At 66.4% G+C, this 15,336-nt stretch carries 15 protein-coding genes and 3 tRNA genes; 6 read left to right on the top strand and 12 right to left on the bottom strand.

The window, feature by feature from the left end:
* Positions 1-7: 7 nt before the first annotated feature.
* Both C9412_RS17595 and C9412_RS17590 read left to right on the top strand, forming a co-directional pair.
* Complete coding sequence (locus C9412_RS17595; protein ID WP_107232805.1) at positions 8-703, top strand: alpha/beta hydrolase; 696 nt, start codon at positions 8-10, stop codon at positions 701-703.
* A 124-nt stretch (positions 704-827) separates the two neighbouring features.
* Positions 828-3,032 carry a TonB-dependent siderophore receptor gene (locus tag C9412_RS17590; protein WP_107232804.1) on the top strand — a complete coding sequence of 735 codons (2,205 nt, stop codon included), beginning with the start codon at positions 828-830 and terminating at the stop codon, positions 3,030-3,032.
* 92 nt (positions 3,033-3,124) lie between these two features.
* Here C9412_RS17590 and C9412_RS17585 read toward each other — a convergent pair whose 3' ends face one another.
* Positions 3,125-3,826, bottom strand: coding sequence for a pirin family protein (locus tag C9412_RS17585; RefSeq protein ID WP_107232803.1), 702 nt, complete (start codon positions 3,824-3,826; stop codon positions 3,125-3,127).
* Between the two features lie 141 nt (positions 3,827-3,967).
* Between C9412_RS17585 and C9412_RS17580 the strand changes: the two genes are divergently transcribed.
* Positions 3,968-4,888 carry a LysR family transcriptional regulator gene (locus tag C9412_RS17580; RefSeq protein ID WP_107232802.1) on the top strand — a complete coding sequence of 307 codons (921 nt, stop codon included), beginning with the start codon at positions 3,968-3,970 and terminating at the stop codon, positions 4,886-4,888.
* Between the two features lie 594 nt (positions 4,889-5,482).
* Here C9412_RS17580 and C9412_RS17565 read toward each other — a convergent pair.
* The 10 genes from C9412_RS17565 to C9412_RS17520 all read right to left on the bottom strand — a co-directional run bounded on the left by C9412_RS17565 (position 5,483) and on the right by C9412_RS17520 (position 11,452).
* A tRNA-Arg gene (locus C9412_RS17565) sits at positions 5,483-5,559 on the bottom strand.
* A 32-nt stretch (positions 5,560-5,591) separates the two neighbouring features.
* A tRNA-Arg gene (locus tag C9412_RS17560) sits at positions 5,592-5,668 on the bottom strand.
* Between the two features lie 58 nt (positions 5,669-5,726).
* Positions 5,727-5,803, bottom strand: a tRNA-Arg gene (locus C9412_RS17555).
* Positions 5,794-6,720 carry an alpha/beta fold hydrolase gene (locus tag C9412_RS17550; RefSeq protein ID WP_107232800.1) on the bottom strand — a complete coding sequence of 309 codons (927 nt, stop codon included), beginning with the start codon at positions 6,718-6,720 and terminating at the stop codon, positions 5,794-5,796. The genes C9412_RS17555 and C9412_RS17550 overlap by 10 nt, the downstream gene beginning before the upstream one ends.
* Positions 6,717-7,526 (bottom strand): bifunctional hydroxymethylpyrimidine kinase/phosphomethylpyrimidine kinase, encoded by an 810-nt coding sequence (gene thiD, locus C9412_RS17545; protein WP_107232799.1) that lies wholly within the window; start codon positions 7,524-7,526, stop codon positions 6,717-6,719. Before thiD ends, C9412_RS17550 begins: the two co-directional genes overlap by 4 nt.
* A 127-nt stretch (positions 7,527-7,653) precedes the next feature.
* The gene (locus tag C9412_RS17540) at positions 7,654-8,322 is read right to left on the bottom strand and encodes a YoaK family protein (protein ID WP_107232798.1); all 669 of its coding nucleotides are present in this window, start codon (positions 8,320-8,322) and stop codon (positions 7,654-7,656) included.
* 9 nt (positions 8,323-8,331) lie between these two features.
* Positions 8,332-8,838, bottom strand: a complete 507-nt coding sequence (locus tag C9412_RS17535) for a hypothetical protein (RefSeq protein WP_107232797.1) — start codon at positions 8,836-8,838, stop codon at positions 8,332-8,334.
* Positions 8,835-10,235: a PhoH family protein gene (locus tag C9412_RS17530; RefSeq protein WP_107232796.1), complete on the bottom strand. Its 1,401-nt coding sequence runs from the start codon at positions 10,233-10,235 to the stop codon at positions 8,835-8,837. Before C9412_RS17530 ends, C9412_RS17535 begins: the two co-directional genes overlap by 4 nt.
* 84 nt (positions 10,236-10,319) lie before the next feature.
* Positions 10,320-10,799: a peroxiredoxin gene (locus C9412_RS17525; protein WP_107232795.1), complete on the bottom strand. Its 480-nt coding sequence runs from the start codon at positions 10,797-10,799 to the stop codon at positions 10,320-10,322.
* A 92-nt stretch (positions 10,800-10,891) separates the two neighbouring features.
* Positions 10,892-11,452, bottom strand: a complete 561-nt coding sequence (locus tag C9412_RS17520; protein WP_005409051.1) for a glycine cleavage system protein R — start codon at positions 11,450-11,452, stop codon at positions 10,892-10,894.
* A 163-nt stretch (positions 11,453-11,615) separates the two neighbouring features.
* On the opposite strand from C9412_RS17520, the gene dapA reads away from it, so the two are divergent.
* Both dapA and C9412_RS17510 read left to right on the top strand, forming a co-directional pair.
* Entirely contained in the window at positions 11,616-12,509 is an 894-nt protein-coding gene (gene dapA, locus C9412_RS17515; protein ID WP_107232794.1) for a 4-hydroxy-tetrahydrodipicolinate synthase, read from the top strand.
* A gap of 32 nt (positions 12,510-12,541) precedes the next feature.
* Positions 12,542-13,057 (top strand): hypothetical protein, encoded by a 516-nt coding sequence (locus C9412_RS17510; RefSeq protein WP_107232793.1) that lies wholly within the window; start codon positions 12,542-12,544, stop codon positions 13,055-13,057.
* 171 nt (positions 13,058-13,228) lie between these two features.
* On the opposite strand, the gene fdxA is transcribed toward C9412_RS17510, so the two are convergent.
* Positions 13,229-13,552, bottom strand: coding sequence for a ferredoxin FdxA (fdxA, locus tag C9412_RS17505; RefSeq protein WP_057496885.1), 324 nt, complete (start codon positions 13,550-13,552; stop codon positions 13,229-13,231).
* Positions 13,553-13,742: 190 nt separating this feature from the next.
* Here fdxA and C9412_RS17500 point away from each other — a divergent pair, with 190 nt between their 5' ends.
* Positions 13,743-15,167 carry a sugar porter family MFS transporter gene (locus C9412_RS17500; RefSeq protein WP_107232792.1) on the top strand — a complete coding sequence of 475 codons (1,425 nt, stop codon included), beginning with the start codon at positions 13,743-13,745 and terminating at the stop codon, positions 15,165-15,167.
* Positions 15,168-15,336: the final 169 nt, after the last annotated feature.

Genomic DNA, 15,336 nt, shown 5'->3' with positions numbered 1-15,336 from the left:
TCTGTACATGAGCACGACACCGACCATCCTCCTCGTCCACGGATTCTGGGGCGGGGCCGCACACTGGGCCAAGGTGATTCTGGAACTGCATCGCAATGGCCATGACCGCGTGCAGGCGGTGGAACTGCCGCTCACCTCGCTGGCCGACGACGCCGGGCGCACCCAGAAAATGATCCGCCAGATTGAAGGGCCGGTGCTGCTGGTCGGCCATTCCTACGGTGGTGCGGTGATCAGCCAGGCCGGTAACGAGGCCAACGTGAAGGGGCTGGTCTACATTGCCGCCTTCGCACCGGATGCCGGCGAGAGCCCGGGCGGCATCACCCAGCAGCATCTGCCGGAAGCGGCGCCGAACCTGGCACCGGACAGCGATGGCTACCTGTGGCTGCGCGCGGACAAGTTCCACGAGAGTTTCTGCCAGGACCTGAGCGAGGACGAAGGCCGGGTCATGGCGGTCACCCAGAAGGCGCCGCTGGCCAGCACCTTCGGCGATGCCGTCAGCGACCCGGCGTGGAAGCACAGGCCGAGCTGGTATCAGCTGTCGCGCCACGACCGCATGATCGCGCCGGAGAACCAGCAGGCCATGGCCGCACGGATGCAGCCGAAGCGGTTGCTGGAACTGGATGCCAGCCATGCGTCGCTGGCGTCGAAGCCGGCCGAGGTGACCGCGCTGATCCTGGAAGCCTGCGCCGCCGTCGGCAGCTGAGGCAGCGCAGCGCACGACAGCCGGGGCGCAGGGGAGTACACTCCTGCGCCTGCGGCCACCCGGCCGAATCCCCATTCCCTCCAGCCGTCGCCAGAGGATCCCACTCGATCGTGGAGGTCCCGTCGTGCTGTCCGTGCCCGTTGCCCGTATCTCGCCTTTGTCGCTGCGTCGCCGCCTGCTGCCACAGGCGCTCGCGCAGAGCCTGCTGATCGCTGCACTGGCCAGCAGCGCCAGCGCGGCCGCGCAGTCCACTGCTGACCGCGACGCGGCCACGCAGGCGCCGACCTCGCAGACCCTGCAGACCGTGCAGGTCACGGCCAACCAGCTGGGCACCATCACCGAAGGCAGCGGCGCCTACACGCCGGGCACCATCGCCACCGCCACCCGCTTGGTGCTGACCCCGCGGCAGACGCCGCAGACCATCAGCGTGATCACCCGCGCCGAGATGGATGACTTTGGCCTGCACGGTATCGATGACGTGATGCGGGTGACCCCGGGCATCAGCATCGTCACCTATGACAGCGAGCGCACCGAGTACTACGCACGCGGCTTCGCCGTGCAGAACTTCCAGTACGACGGCATCCCGATGTCGCGTGACTCGGCCTATTCGGCAGGCAACACGCTCAGCGACACCGCCATCTACGACCGCATCGAAGTGCTCAAGGGCGCCACCGGCCTGTTGACTGGCATGGGTGATCCCGGCGCGACCATCAACCTGGTGCGCAAGAAGCCCGGCAAGGACTTTGCCGGCAGCGCGACGCTGGGTGTGGGGCGTTGGGATGATTACCGCGCCGAGATCGATGTCGGCGGCCCGCTGACCGCCGATGGGCGCGTGCGCGGTCGTGCGGTGGGTGCCTGGCAGGACAAGCACTCCAATCTTGATTACTACCAGCGCACCAGCAAGGTCGGCTACGCAGTGCTGGAAGCCGATCTGGGCGAGCGCACGCTGCTGACCGTGGGCGGTGATGCGATGGACAGCGACCCGAAGGGCTCGACCTGGGGCGGCATTCCGCTGCTGGACAGTGCCGGCAACTTCAACGACATGCCGCGCTCGTTCAACAACGGCACCCGCTGGAGTGGCTGGCGCCAGTATGTGCGCACCGGCTTTGCCACGCTCGAGCACAGCTTCGCCAACGATTGGGTGGCCAAGCTGCAGCTCAACCACCAGGTCAACGGCTACGACGCCGCGCTGGCGGGTGCAGCCGGTGGCAATCCCGATCCGGTCACCGGCGAGGGCGTGTCGTTGTGGCTGGGCAAGTACGTTGGCAAGACCGTCAGCAATGCAGCCGACTTCTACCTGAGTGGTCACTTCGGCCTGTTCGGCCGCGAGCATGAGCTGGTGGTCGGTGGCAGCGCCTCGCGCAAGCGCTGGACCAATACCGGCTACGCGCCACAGCCCGGCTATCCGACCGAGGTACCCAACTACCGTGCATGGCAGGGCGACATTGCCGAGCCGCAATGGCAGCGCAGCTACGACAACAATGAAGTGACCCGCGAGAATGGCCTGTACGTGGTCGGTCGCTTCGACGTTGCCGATCCGCTGAAGGTGATCGTGGGCAGCCGCCTGGCCAGCTACCGTTCGCCGGGCACGCACGAGACCGGCGTGTTCGTGCCATATGCCGGTGTGGTCTATGACCTTGGCGAGCACTATTCGGTGTATGCCAGCTACAGCACCATCTTCAAGCCGCACAGCGAACGCGACGAGCAGGGCAAGGCGCTGGATCCGCTGGAAGGGCGCAGCTACGAGATGGGCCTGAAGGCCGAGTTCCTCGATGGACGCTTCAATGCCAGTGCGGCGTTGTTCCAGCTCGACCAGGACAACTTCGCCCAGCCCACCGGCGGCAAGACTCCCGACGGGCAGGATGCCTATCGCGCCCTGATGGGCGTGCGTACCAAAGGCTACGAGCTTGAGATGTCGGGCCAGCTGGCCGAGGGCTGGCAGGTGCAGGGTGGCTTCTCGCACAAGATCGCCCGCCAGGCCGGTGCCAAGGTCACCACGCTGGAACCGGAAAACCAGTTCAGCCTGCACAGCAGCTATCGCCTGCGTGGCGACTGGAAGGGGCTGACACTGGGCGGTGGCGCGCGCTGGCAGGATTCCACGTTCGGCCAGATCAGCAACCCGGCCACCGGTGCGCAGGTCGTGCATCGCACCCAGCCGTATTGGCTGCTCGATGCGATGGCGCGCTATGAATTCAATGATCGCCTGTCGGCCACGCTCAACGTCAACAACCTGCTGGACAAGCGGTATTACACGATTTTCAGCTGGTACAGCACCTACACCTGGGGCGAGCCGCGCAATGTGCGGCTGGCGATGACGTACAGGTTCTGACGCCGGTCCTGTAGAGCCGAGCCCACGCTCGGCTGGCGGTTTGACAGCCAGCCGAGCGTGGGCTCGGCTCTACAAGTGCGCGGGCGCTGTCGTTACAGCGGCAGGTCGAACACCAGCACTTCGGCGTCGTTGCCGTTTTCCAGGGTCAGCTGCGCTTCGTCGCTGATCTGCAGCGCATCACCGGCTTCCAGGGTGATGCCGTTCACCTGCAGCTGGCCACGCGCCACCTGCACATAGGCGCCGCGACCGGTGCCGAGTGCGTGGTGCAGCTTCTGGCCGCCATCGAGAATGGTGGCGAAGATGCGGGCATCCTGGTGGATGCGCAGCGAACCGTCGGCCCCGTCCGGCGAGGCGATCAGGCGCAGCTGGCCACGCTTGCTGTCCGGGGTGAAGTGGGTCTCCTCGTAGGACGGCGCGATGTTCTCGGTGTCCGGGAAGATCCAGATCTGCAGGAAGTGCACGGTCTCGTCGGCCGAGTGGTTGAACTCGCTGTGGCTGACGCCGCTACCAGCGCTCATGCGCTGCACGTCGCCATAGCGCAGCACCGAGCCGGTGCCCATCGAGTCCTTGTGTTCCAGTGCACCGCCGAGCACGTAGGAGATGATCTCCATGTTGCTGTGGCTGTGGGTGCCGAAGCCCTGACCGCCGATCACCTTGTCTTCGTTGATCACCCGCAGCGGGCCGAAGCTGACGTAGCGCGGGTCGTAGTAGTTGGCAAACGAGAAGGTATGGCGCGAGGACAGCCAGCCATGCTCGGCCAGGCCACGGGTAGCGCTCTTGCGGATCTGCAGCATGATGGAATCTCCTTGTTCGATGGTTTCGATGGGGCGGGGTGGGCCGGTAGTCGGCGTGTTTCCCCCGTTGGAGAGAAGTATCCGCTTGCGCCTTGGCTTTGAAAAACGGATAGTTTTGACAGCCATCATCGAAAAATTCGAATGCTCAAGCTCAGCCTCGATGCCCTGCAGATCCTGGATGCCATCGACCGCCGCGGCTCGTTCGCCGGCGCCGGCAAGGCGCTGCACAAGGTGCCCTCGACCATCTCCTACACCGTGGCCAAGCTGGAGGAGGATCTGGGTGTTCAGTTATTCGACCGGGTGGGGCCGCGAGCCGAGCCCACCGAGGCCGGTCGTGCGCTGCTGGATGAAGGCCGGCACCTGCTGCGCGCGGCCCGTGAACTGGAGCTGCGGGTGCGCCGGGTCGCATCCGGCTGGGAGACCGAGCTGACCCTGGCGGTGGACTCGGTGTTTCCAACCTGGTTGCTGGGGCTGGACATCGCTGCATTCCGTGAGGCGCAAGCGCCGACCCGGCTGCGGCTGATCGGCGAAGCCCTGTCTGGTACGTGGGAAGCCTTGCTGGATCGGCGCGCCGACCTGCTGGTGGGTGCGCCGGGCGAGGGGCCCAGCGGCGGTGGCTACGTGGTGGAGCCGCTGGGCACGGTGGAATTCGTGTTCGCGGTCGCGCCGAGCCATCCCCTGGCCGCAGTGGACGGTGTGCTCGGGCGCGAGCAGCTGGTCGAGCATTGCGCGATCGCCGTTTCCGATTCGGCGCGCAGGCTGCTGCCGCGCACGGTGGGGCTGTTGATGGGGCAGGAGATGCTGACGGTGCCCGACATGGCCAGCAAATTGAAACTGCAATGCGAGGGTGTGGGTTTCGGCTTCCTGCCCGAGCCGTGTGCGCGTGCAGCGGTGGCACGCGGCCAGCTGGTGATCCGCGAGGTGGAGGAACACAAGCCGGAAGAGACCTTCTGGCTGGCCTGGCGCACTGGTGAGGACGGTGCCGCACTGCGCTGGTGGCGCGAGCGCCTGCGCAGGCCGGAGCTGCTGTCGCAGTGGTGGCAGGCGATGGCCAGGGGGTAGGTGTACGGCAGGGCTGCGCCCTGCACCCGCTACGATCCAGAGCAACAGCAACAGCAACAGCAACAGCAGAAGCTGGTTTGCTGAGGGATGGCGGGGTGGGTCCGGTTGCGGGAGACGCCGTAAATCCGTCCATGGGGGCTTGGCCGCGGCATCCATGCCGCGGACACTCCCGCAACCGGATCCACCCCGCCTTCGACACATTCCTGCGGCTGTTGGTAGGTGTCGACCTTGGTCGACACGGTAGATCCACGCCATGCGTGGATGCTCTTCGATCAATTATCGAAATACTCGAACTCGATGGAGATTCATCCACGCATGGCGTGGATCCATCAGATCGCGAGAATCTGTCAGAGGTGGGGCGGCATGGGCAGGCAGGACCGTTGGCGGCATGGATGCCGCCATCGAGCCCCCATGGATGGGTTTACGGCGTGTCCTGCCTGCCCATGCCGCCCCGCCAGCCCACGGAATGCCAGCTGTTGCTTTTGCCGTTGAGGTTGCCGGCCAGCGGCCGGCACTACCAGGGGTGCAGGGCGCAGCCCTGCCGAAAAACACGCATAAAAAAACAGCAGGCCGTGGCCTGCTGTTTCGGTGTAATGGTGCGCCCGGAGAGATTCGAACTCCCGACCGCCTGGTTCGTAGCCAGGTACTCTATCCAACTGAGCTACGGGCGCCAATTACATAAACTTGTTGTGCTGACTGTGTATGGTGCGCCCGGAGAGATTCGAACTCCCGACCGCCTGGTTCGTAGCCAGGTACTCTATCCAACTGAGCTACGGGCGCGCGGTACACAATCAAATTTTAAAACATTTCCAGCGGCGGATGCTGGAAACCTGTCGAGTGGTGCGCCCGGAGAGATTCGAACTCCCGACCGCCTGGTTCGTAGCCAGGTACTCTATCCAACTGAGCTACGGGCGCCCTGCGACAGGAGCGGAATTATGCGGATGTCGGCGCGTACCGTCAACAGTTTTGTGAAAATTTTCACCCAACTGAATGAAAAAGCTGCCAGCGACCGCCTCCGGGGCCTTCAGCCACGCGAAATGATCGGCGCGCGTGCCCAGTTCCTGCGCAGACAGCACGCGCAGCTGTGCGGCAACATTCGGCAACTTCGCCAGTAGCACCTGCATCGATCCGGAAGGCGCCAGCCAGTCGTGCTCCATCAGCACCGCCTGTGCGCTGCCGTGCACGCGCGCCATCTGCGCATCCAGATCTTCGTCCATGCCGGCGGCGGCATAGTGATTGTTCAGGCCCACCCGCGCCCAGTCGGCAATCAGCCCGCGCGCCTCGGTGCCACCGAAGCCGAGGCGACGGCCATGCAGTACCCCCTGGCGCTGCGCGATCCACGGCAGGAAGCGATAGACCAGCGGCAGCAGCCAGCCACGTGGTGGCGGGAAACCGCGCCAGAACGGTGAACCGCTGGCGGCCAGCCACAGCCGGTTGAAGTGCTGCGGGTTGCGGCCGGCATGCACGCAGGCCAGCTGCCCGCCGAGACTGTGGCCGCCGATGATCCAGGGCAGGGCGCCGGCGGCATCGTCCGCGGCGGCCAGTACCGCCTGGCTGGTGGGTAGATCCTGCTCCAGCACCTCGCGGTAGCCCCAGTCCTGCGTGCGCGACGGCCGCAGCGAACTGCTGCCGTTGCCGCGCCACTCATGCAGATAGACCGCCACGCCCTTTGCGGCCAGCGCCTGCGCCAACGGCAGGTAATGGCGCGCGGCCACGCCCAGTGCCGGCAGCCACAGCAGGCGTGCGATCGGCTGTGCAGGCACGCAGGCGATCACTTCATAGCGGTGGCCATCGTCGCACTGCACGGCAACGGTGTCTGGTGTCAGCGTCATGCGTGCGGTGCCGCGCCGAAATGGTCGAGCACCAGCACTTCGCTGCGGCCCGGCGCATAGCCCTGCTGCAGGCCGCGCGCAACGTAGTCGATGCCGGCTTCGCAGGCATTGGCCAGGCTCAGGCCGTTGCACAGCTGCGCGGCGATGGCCGAGGCCAGCGTGCAGCCGGTGCCATGCGCATCCAGTGGCAGGCGGGTGTGGATGAATTCTTCGCTGCTGACGCCGTCGAAGTAGCGGTCGACCACCCGGCTGCCTTCCTGCAGGTGGCCACCCTTGAGCAGCACGGCGCCGGCACCGAGGTCGAGCAGGGTCGCGGCGGCCCGTTCGGCGTCATCACCGTTGCTGATCGTCCGGCCCACCAGCAGTTCTGCCTCCGGCGTGTTCGGGGTGATCAGGGTGGCCAGCGGAATCAGGCGTTCACGCAGGGCCTGCAATGCGGAGTCTTCCAGCAGGCGCGCGCCGCTGGTGGCAACCATCACCGGATCGAGCACCACGTGCGCCGGGCGATGGCGCTCGAGTACTTCGGCCACCGTGTTGATCACCTCGGCGTTGGCCAGCATGCCGAGCTTCACCGCGTGGATGTCGAAGTCGTCAAAGCACGCCTCCAGCTGTGCGCGCAGGAAGTCGATCGGCGGCACATGCACGGCGATGACACCGCGGGTGTTCTGCGCGGTCAGCGCGGCAATCGCCGAAAGGCCGTGCACGCGATGCGCAGCGAACGCCTTCAGGTCGGCCTGGATGCCTGCGCCACCGCCGGAATCGGAGCCGGCGATGGTGAGGGCGGAGACGGGAGTGGTCGGGCTCATCCGTCGATTGTGCCGTGGTCCCGCATGCGCGGGTAGAGTCGAGCTTGCTCGACTGCGCGGCAGACGGGGTCAGATCCCTTTTCCTGCGGAAAAGGGATCTGACCCCCGGGCGCCTGCAGCACGACCCTCAACGGCGCCAGCGCGCCCACTGCTGGTACAGCACGTAGCCCAGCCCGGTCAGGCCGGTCAGCAGGGCAGGCGCGAGCAGGGCGTCGTACTGCCAGCGCACGAACAGCCAGGCGCCAATGACTCCGCCGGCGAGGAAGCCGCTGATGATCAGCCCGCTCAGGGTCAGCCGCCGCACCTGCAGCGGCAGTCCGCGCAGCAGGTGGCCCAGACCGATGCCCAGGTCGGTGAACATGCCGCTGAGATGGGTGGTGCGCACCACCGCGCCGCTGAAGGTGGTGGCCATGGCGTTCTGCAGGCCGCAGGCCATGGCGGCAGCCAGTGCGCCCCAGATCTGCTGCTGTTCGAACAGCGGAATGGCGACCAGCAGCAGCGCCGATTCCAGCGCCAATGCCACGCCGTAGCGACGCCCCAGTTGCAGGGTGTTGTCCTGGATCAGCAGGCCGCTGAGCATCGCGCCGAGCGAGAACGCGATCAGCAGACCCCACAGATGGCCGACGGCGCGCCAGTCACCCTGCGCCAGCGCCATGCCCAGCTGGCTGGTGCTGCCGGTCATGTGGCTGACGGCCTGATGCTCGAAGCCGAGAAAACCGACCACATTGACCATGCCGGCCACGCACGACAACGCGACCGCGCCGATCCAGACCCAGGTCGGCAGGCGTATTCCCATGGCGGGCCCTCAGGGCCCGCCGAGGCCGCCGTTGAACTGCAGCTCGCTGAAGGTGCTGGTGGACGGATCGAACACAGCGCCCCAGAACTGCGCGCCGCCATCGCAGACACGGATCGCTTCCCGTGCCGGATTGATGCCGCTGTCGTCGGGCAGATGGAAGGCGTTGATGTAGATCAGCCGTTTGCCGGTGCTTTCAATGCCGACGTACTGGCGGTCGAAGTCCAGCACCTTCGGCACCTGCGTTTCCAGCGACGACAGCTTCGCCTCCAGCTGGTCGACCTGCTGCCGGCTGGGCGCCCAGTACCCCGACACCCGCCCGGCCTCGCGGCCGGGGCTGGTGCGCGAGCAGGTGTCGAGCACCTGCGCGGCGATGATCGGGCGGGTGACCACCCACGACTGGCCAGTGCGCTCGGCGGTCGGCACGCTGGCCGGGCCGCGCGTGGTGGTGCAGGCGCCCAGAGCGGCGGCGAGGGTGATCGCCGCCGTGGGCAGCAGCAGGCGGGTGCAGCGGTTCACAACACCTCCGAGGCGTAATCGGCCAGGCGCGAGCGCTCGCCACGGCGCAGGGTGATATGCGCACTGTGCGGCCAGTTCTTGAAGCGGTCCACCGCGTAGGTCAGTCCCGAGGTGGTCTCGGTCAGGTACGGGGTGTCGATCTGCTCGACATTGCCCAGGCAGACGATCTTGGTGCCGGGGCCGGCACGGGTGATCAGCGTCTTCATCTGCTTGGGGGTGAGGTTCTGCGCCTCGTCCAGGATCAGGTAGCGCGACAGGAACGTGCGGCCGCGCATGAAGTTCATCGAACGGATCTTGATGCGGCTGGCCAGCAGGTCGTTGGTGGCCTGGCGGCCCCAGGTACCACCTTCCTGGTTGTGCGTGAGCACTTCCAGATTATCGGTCAGCGCGCCCATCCACGGCGTCATCTTCTCTTCCTCGGTACCGGGCAGGAAGCCGATGTCCTCGCCGACGCTGACCGTGGCGCGGGTCATGATGATCTCGCGGTAGCGCTGCTGGTCCATGGTCTGCGCCAGGCCGGCGGCCAGCGCCAGCAGGGTCTTGCCGGTGCCGGCGGTGCCGAGCAGGGTGACGAAGTCGATCTCCGGGTCCATCAGCGCGTTGAGCGCGAAGTTCTGCTCGCGGTTGCGCGCGCTGATGCCCCACACGGCGTGGCTGCCGTGGCGGAAGTCATCGACGAGCGACAGCACCACCTTGCCATCGCCGACCACGCGGCTGACCCGCAGCTCGACTTCGTCTTCGCCGGGCAGGTAGACGTACTGGTTCGGGTACCACTCCTCGCCGTCCAGCGCCTGGATTTCGTAATGCGTGCGGCCCTTGTCGCTCCAGCTGCGCAGGTCGTCGCCGTGGCGCTTCCAGAAGTCTTCCGGCAGCTCGGTGGCGCCGGTGTAGAGCAGGCTGAAATCGTCCAGCGCACGGTCGTTCTCGTAGTCCTCGGACACGATGCCGGCGATGGCGGCCTTGATGCGCAGGTTGATGTCCTTGGAAACGAACACCACCGGCAGGTCCGGGGTTTCCTCCTTCAGGGCCAGGATCGCGCCGAGAATGGCGTTGTCCGGGATGACCTTGCCGAAGCTCTTGCCGGCATCGAAATGGCTGGTCTGGAAGCGCAGCTTGCCCGCGCTCTGCTTGCCGCGCAGCTGCAGGCCATTGGGCCGCTGCAGCGGAATGCCATCGGCCAGGTTGTCCAGGCCCGAAGCCTGCACCAGCTCGTTGAGGAAGCGGCTCACCTGGCGGGCGTTGCGGCTCGCTTCGGAGGTGCCCTTCTTGCCGTTGTCCAGCTCCTCGATCACCTGCATGGGCAGGTAGACGTCGTGCTCCTCGAATTTGAACAGCGCGGTGGGATCGTGCATCAGCACGTTGGTATCCAGCACGTAGATGCGCTTGCCTCGGGTCATCGTCGGTTCCTGGTTACGGACAGGGAAAAACCATCACTTCCTGCTGCAGGGCAGGGTGATGGCGGACACGGTGGGCAATGGGACTCACTTGGACTGGGAGGCCTTCAGTTCGTCGAGAACGGCATCGGCATGGCCGGCAACCTTGACCTTGCGCCAGGACTGCACGATGCGGCTGTCGGGGGAAATCAGGAAGGTGCTGCGCTCGATGCCACGTACCTGCTTGCCGTACATGTTCTTCATCTTGATCACGTCGAAGGTGGTGCACAGCGCTTCGTCGCCATCGCTGACCAGCGGGAAGCTGAAGCCCTGCTTGGCACAGAAATTGTCGTGCGACTTCACCGAGTCGCGCGAGACGCCGAGCACGACCGCGCCGGCCTTCTTGAACTTCGGCAGCAGCGCGTTGAAGTCGATGCCTTCGGTGGTGCAGCCCGGGGTGCTGTCCTTGGGGTAGAAGTACAGCACCAACCACTGGCCGGCGTACTCGCCGAGGGTGGCGTGGGCGCCGCCGGACAGGGCCAGCGGCAGGGAGAGGGTGGTGCTGTCCAGGGTGTCGCCGTTGTTCATGAGGTCCTTCTGTCGAGCCTGGGTTCTTTCTACGACAATTGCATGAAACGCCACGCGCCTGTGAGAGGCGCGCGAAAAAATCAGGAATTCATTCAGAACTTCATCGGGTCCATGATCGCGTCCAGGTTCAGGTGGTCGCAGAACTCGAGGAAATCGTCGCGCAGCGCGGCGATGTGCATGTTGGCCGGCACGCCGATGGTGACCTGTGCGCTGAACATCTCCGCACCGGTCTGCATGGCGCGGTAGCGCGTGCTCTGCAGGTTCTCGATGGTGATGCCCTGGCGGTCGAAGAAATCGGCCAGCTGGAACAGGATGCCCGGCTTGTCGGCGGCGATCACCTCGACGATGTACGGCAGCAGGTTGGACTGCGCCTGCTTGGCCGCGGTGCGGTACCAGACCAGCTTCAGGCCTTCCTCGCGCTCGAGCCGGGTCAGCATCGCTTCCAGCTTGGCGACCGAGTCCCACGAGCCGGTGGCCAGCGCGGTGACCGAGACGTCGCGGCCGACCGTGGCCAGCCGTGCGTCCACCAGATTGCAGCCGCTGTCGGCAATGCGGCGGGTCACGGACAGCAGGGGGGACTCCGGATGCGTCGTATAGGCGTTGATCAGGAGGTGGTTTTCGCTCGGCGCGGGGCGCGGGGTGGTGTCGGTCAAGGCGATTCCGGGTAATGCATGCGTGAGTCTGAATGCCCGCCAGAGGCGGGGATCCACCGGTGTCCAGCATACTTGCCCGTGCTTTCGCGCCGCAAGTAACATTCAGGTCGCCCCCGGCCTTTCGTGGCGGGCGTTTCCCTTCCCAGCCAAGAGCAGCACGTCCTTGTCCCTTTCCGGCCTCATCACCGCGCTGGCGACCCCTTTCCGGGCCGACGGCGCCCTCGATCCCGACGGTTGGCAGCGCCTGCTGCATCTGCAACTGGAAGGTGGCGTCCATGGCGTTGTCGTTGCCGGCTCGACCGGTGAAGCAGCAACCCTCACCGATGCCGAGTACGACCTGCTGCTGGCCAGCGCGGTCGAGCGCATCGGCGGCCGCATTCCGGTCATGGCCGGCACCGGTCTGTCCGGTACCGCCAAGACCATCGAACAGACCCGCCGCGCCGCCGCGCTCGGGGCCAGCCACGCGCTGGTGGTCACGCCGCCCTACGTGCGCCCCACCCAGGCCGGTCTGATCGCGCATTACCGTGCGGTGGCCGACCAGGGCGGGCTGCCGGTGGTGCTGTACAACGTGCCCGGCCGTACCGGCTGCGACATGCAGCCGGAGACTGTGGCCGAGCTGGCCAGCCATCCCAATATCGTCGGCATCAAGGAAGCGGTGGGCGACACCGGCCGCGTGCAGGCGCTGCTGGCCCTGCGCAGCCCGCAGTTCGCCGTGCTCAGTGGCGATGACGGCACCGCCGCGCGTTCGATCCAGGCCGGTGTCGATGGTTTGATCTCGGTCGGCTCCAACGTGCTGCCGGGCGCCTACCGACGGATGTGCGAGCTGGCCGCGGCCCACGACCACGAAGCCACCGGGTCGTGGGATGCGCGCCTGCAACCGTTCCATGATTTCTGCGGCGTAGAGCCGAACCCGATCCCGGTCAAGGCGCTGCTGCGCCGCCTCGGCATCGGTCACGATCTGCGGCTGCCGCTGCTGCCGCTGTCGGCATCGCACCATGCGGCCGCCGATCATCTTGCCGGCGACATCGCCGCCCTCGAAGCCCTTTCCAGCCACTGACCTCCCGTCTTGGTCTGATCCAGGAGATTCACATGCGTCAATCCGTTTCCACCGTCCGCGTCCTGTCCTATGCCCTGCTTGCCGTGGCCGTCGCCGCCGGCACCACCGGCTGCTTCAAGCGTGGCGTCAAGGGCGACTATGCCCTGGCCCCGGAAATGCGTCCGCTGGAAGTGCCGCCGGACCTGAACCTGCCGGCCACCACCGGTGACAACAAGGTGCCGACCCTGGCCTCGGCGACCAAGCCGGCGGCCCCGGTTGCTGCGGCCCCGGCCATGGGCAACACCGGCTTCACCATTGCCGGTGGCAAGGATGAAGCCTTCGCCAAGGTCGGTACTGCCCTGGAAGGCGTGGAAGGCGTGACCATCGCCAGCCGCGCGCAGCTGCTGGGTTCGTACGATGTGGCCTATGAAGGCAGCAACTTCCTGGTCCGTGTGGTCGCCGTCGATGCCGGCGCCTACATCTCCGCGGTCGACCCGCGTGGCCTGCCGGCTACTGCAGAAGCGCCGGTGAAGCTGATCGCCGCGCTGAAGGCGAAGCTGGCGCAGTAAGGCGAGCCCTGGTCGGCGTTTTTGTGCCAACCAAGGTTGGCACCTACCGGAAGACGTGCCTTGGTAGAGGCCGACCCTGGTCGGCGCTTTTGTGCCAACCCAGGTTGGCCCCTGCCGAGAACAGAAAAGGGCGCCGATGGCGCCCTTTTCTGTTGCCGTGGCGGGCGCTTCTCAGCGCTCCAGCAGCTTCAGCTTGTCCGGCTTGCCATCCCACTCGCCGGCGTCGGCAGGCGGGTCCTTGCGCACGGTCAACACCGGCCACTCGCGCGACAGCTCGGCGTTGAGCGCGACGAAGCCTTCCTGGCCGGCGGGGACATCGTCCTCCGGGAAGATCGCATTGACCGGGCACTCCGGCTCGCACAGGGTGCAGTCGATGCACTCATCCGGGTCGATCACCAGGAAGTTTGGGCCTTCGTGGAAGCAATCCACGGGGCACACTTCCACGCAATCGGTGTGTTTGCACTTGATGCAGTTTTCGGTGACGACAAAGGGCATGGGCTGGGGGTGGATCGATTCCTGAACCCGACAATTCTAGAACAGGTTGGGCCCCGGTGTCGGCGCGGGGCGGAAAACGGGCGTCTGGCAGGCTCGGCCGCGCGCCCGTTGGCGACAGGGTGGGGCCTGTGCGACGCTGCGGGCGCCCGGTCGCCGCAGGTGGCCGCCTTCCCTTCCAGCAGGATCGTCCATGTCCCAAGCCCAGCCCGGTACCGCCTCCCAGGGCGGCGAGAACACTGCGTTCATCGTCCTCATCAGCTGTGTGGCCACCCTCGGTGGATTCCTGTTCGGTTTCGATAGTGGTGTCATCAACGGCACGGTCGACGGCCTGCGCCAGGCGTTCAATTCCAGTGAGGCGGCGCTCGGCTTCGAAGTCGCCTCGATGCTGCTGGGCTGTGCGATCGGCGCGTTCCTGGCGGGGTGGCTGGGTGACCGGCTGGGCCGCCGTGGCGTGCTGATCGTGTCGGCGCTGCTGTTCCTGGTGTCGGCGCTGGGCGCCGGCGCCGCCCATGCCTCCTGGTTGTTCATCGCCGCACGCGTGCTGGGTGGCTTTGCGGTGGGTGCGGCCAGCGTGATGTCGCCGGCCTACATTGCCGAAGTCGCCTCGGCACGCTATCGGGGACGGCTGGCCACGGTGCAGCAGATGGCCATCATCTGTGGCCTGTTCGCCGCCTTCCTCAGCAACTACCTGCTGGCGCGTGCCGCCGGTGCGTCCACCGAGCCGTTGTGGCTGGGCCATGAAGCCTGGCGTTGGATGTTCTGGATGCAGGCGCTGCCCTCGGCACTGTTCCTGCTGTTGCTGCTGGTGATTCCGGAAAGCCCGCGTTTCCTGGTGCTGAAGGGCCGGCAGGCGCAGGCGAGGGCGGTGTTGTCGCGCCTGTATGGCGAGGTGGCAGCGGCGGCCAAGCAGGCCGAGATCGAGGCCAGCCTGGCCCAGGACCAGCACAAGCCACGCTTTGCCGACCTGCGCGACAAGGTCACCGGCAAGCTGCGTCCGATCCTGTGGGTGGGCATCGGCCTGGCGATGTTCCAGCAGCTGGTCGGCATCAACGTGGTGTTCTATTACGGTGCGGTGCTGTGGCAGGCGGTTGGATTCTCCGAAGGCGACGCGCTGCTGATCAACGTGCTGTCCGGCGCACTGAGCATTGGCGCCTGCCTGCTGACGGTGGTGCTGATCGACCGCATCGGCCGCAAGCCGCTGTTGTGGGTCGGCTCGGTCGGCATGTCGGTGGCGCTGGTGCTGATGGTGGTGGCATTTGCCAGCGGCAGCCTGGTCGATGGCCGCCTGCAGTTGTCCGATGGCATGGGGCGGTTGGCGCTGGTGGCGGCCAATGTCTACGTGGTGTTCTTCAACATGTCCTGGGGTCCGGTGATGTGGGTGATGCTGGGCGAGATGTTCCCCAACCAGATCCGCGGCCCGGCGCTGGCGGTGGCCGGCGCGGCGCAGTGGACCTCGAACTTCGCGATCACCGTGACCTTCCCGATGCTGCTGGCCGGCATCGGTCTGGCCGGCGCGTATGGCATCTACGCGGTTGCGGCCATCCTTTCGGTCTTCTTCGTGGTCCGCTACGTGCGCGAGACCAAGGGCAAGGAGCTGGAGCAGATGGAAGGCTGACGGCACTCACCTTTTCAGCGCCTCCCTGTAACGAGGGGAGGCGGCAGGCCCGCCGATCCAGGACACGCCGTAAACCCCGCTCCGCGGTCCGGCCCAGCCGCTGGCGGCTGTGCGTTCGGGCGCTTGCGAAGCAATGCTTCGCGAGCAAGGCGCCATCGAGCTCCATGGA

It is taken from the genome of Stenotrophomonas sp. Nf1 (assembly GCF_003028475.1).
GTDB lineage: Bacteria > Pseudomonadota > Gammaproteobacteria > Xanthomonadales > Xanthomonadaceae > Stenotrophomonas.
This window is presented reverse-complemented; position numbering and strand designations above follow the sequence as displayed.

Excerpts from the sequence above, each read along its gene's own strand:
- C9412_RS17595 (WP_107232805.1), top strand. The coding sequence starts at position 8 with ATGAGCACGACACCGACCATCCTCCTCGTCCACGGATTCTGGGGCGGG.
- C9412_RS17585 (WP_107232803.1), bottom strand. The coding sequence starts at position 3,826 with ATGCTGCAGATCCGCAAGAGCGCTACCCGTGGCCTGGCCGAGCATGGC.
- C9412_RS17580 (WP_107232802.1), top strand. The coding sequence starts at position 3,968 with ATGCTCAAGCTCAGCCTCGATGCCCTGCAGATCCTGGATGCCATCGAC.
- C9412_RS17550 (WP_107232800.1), bottom strand. The coding sequence starts at position 6,720 with ATGACGCTGACACCAGACACCGTTGCCGTGCAGTGCGACGATGGCCAC.
- thiD (WP_107232799.1), bottom strand. The coding sequence starts at position 7,526 with ATGAGCCCGACCACTCCCGTCTCCGCCCTCACCATCGCCGGCTCCGAT.
- C9412_RS17540 (WP_107232798.1), bottom strand. The coding sequence starts at position 8,322 with ATGGGAATACGCCTGCCGACCTGGGTCTGGATCGGCGCGGTCGCGTTG.
- C9412_RS17530 (WP_107232796.1), bottom strand. The coding sequence starts at position 10,235 with ATGACCCGAGGCAAGCGCATCTACGTGCTGGATACCAACGTGCTGATG.
- C9412_RS17525 (WP_107232795.1), bottom strand. The coding sequence starts at position 10,799 with ATGAACAACGGCGACACCCTGGACAGCACCACCCTCTCCCTGCCGCTG.
- C9412_RS17510 (WP_107232793.1), top strand. The coding sequence starts at position 12,542 with ATGCGTCAATCCGTTTCCACCGTCCGCGTCCTGTCCTATGCCCTGCTT.
- fdxA (WP_057496885.1), bottom strand. The coding sequence starts at position 13,552 with ATGCCCTTTGTCGTCACCGAAAACTGCATCAAGTGCAAACACACCGAT.
- C9412_RS17500 (WP_107232792.1), top strand. The coding sequence starts at position 13,743 with ATGTCCCAAGCCCAGCCCGGTACCGCCTCCCAGGGCGGCGAGAACACT.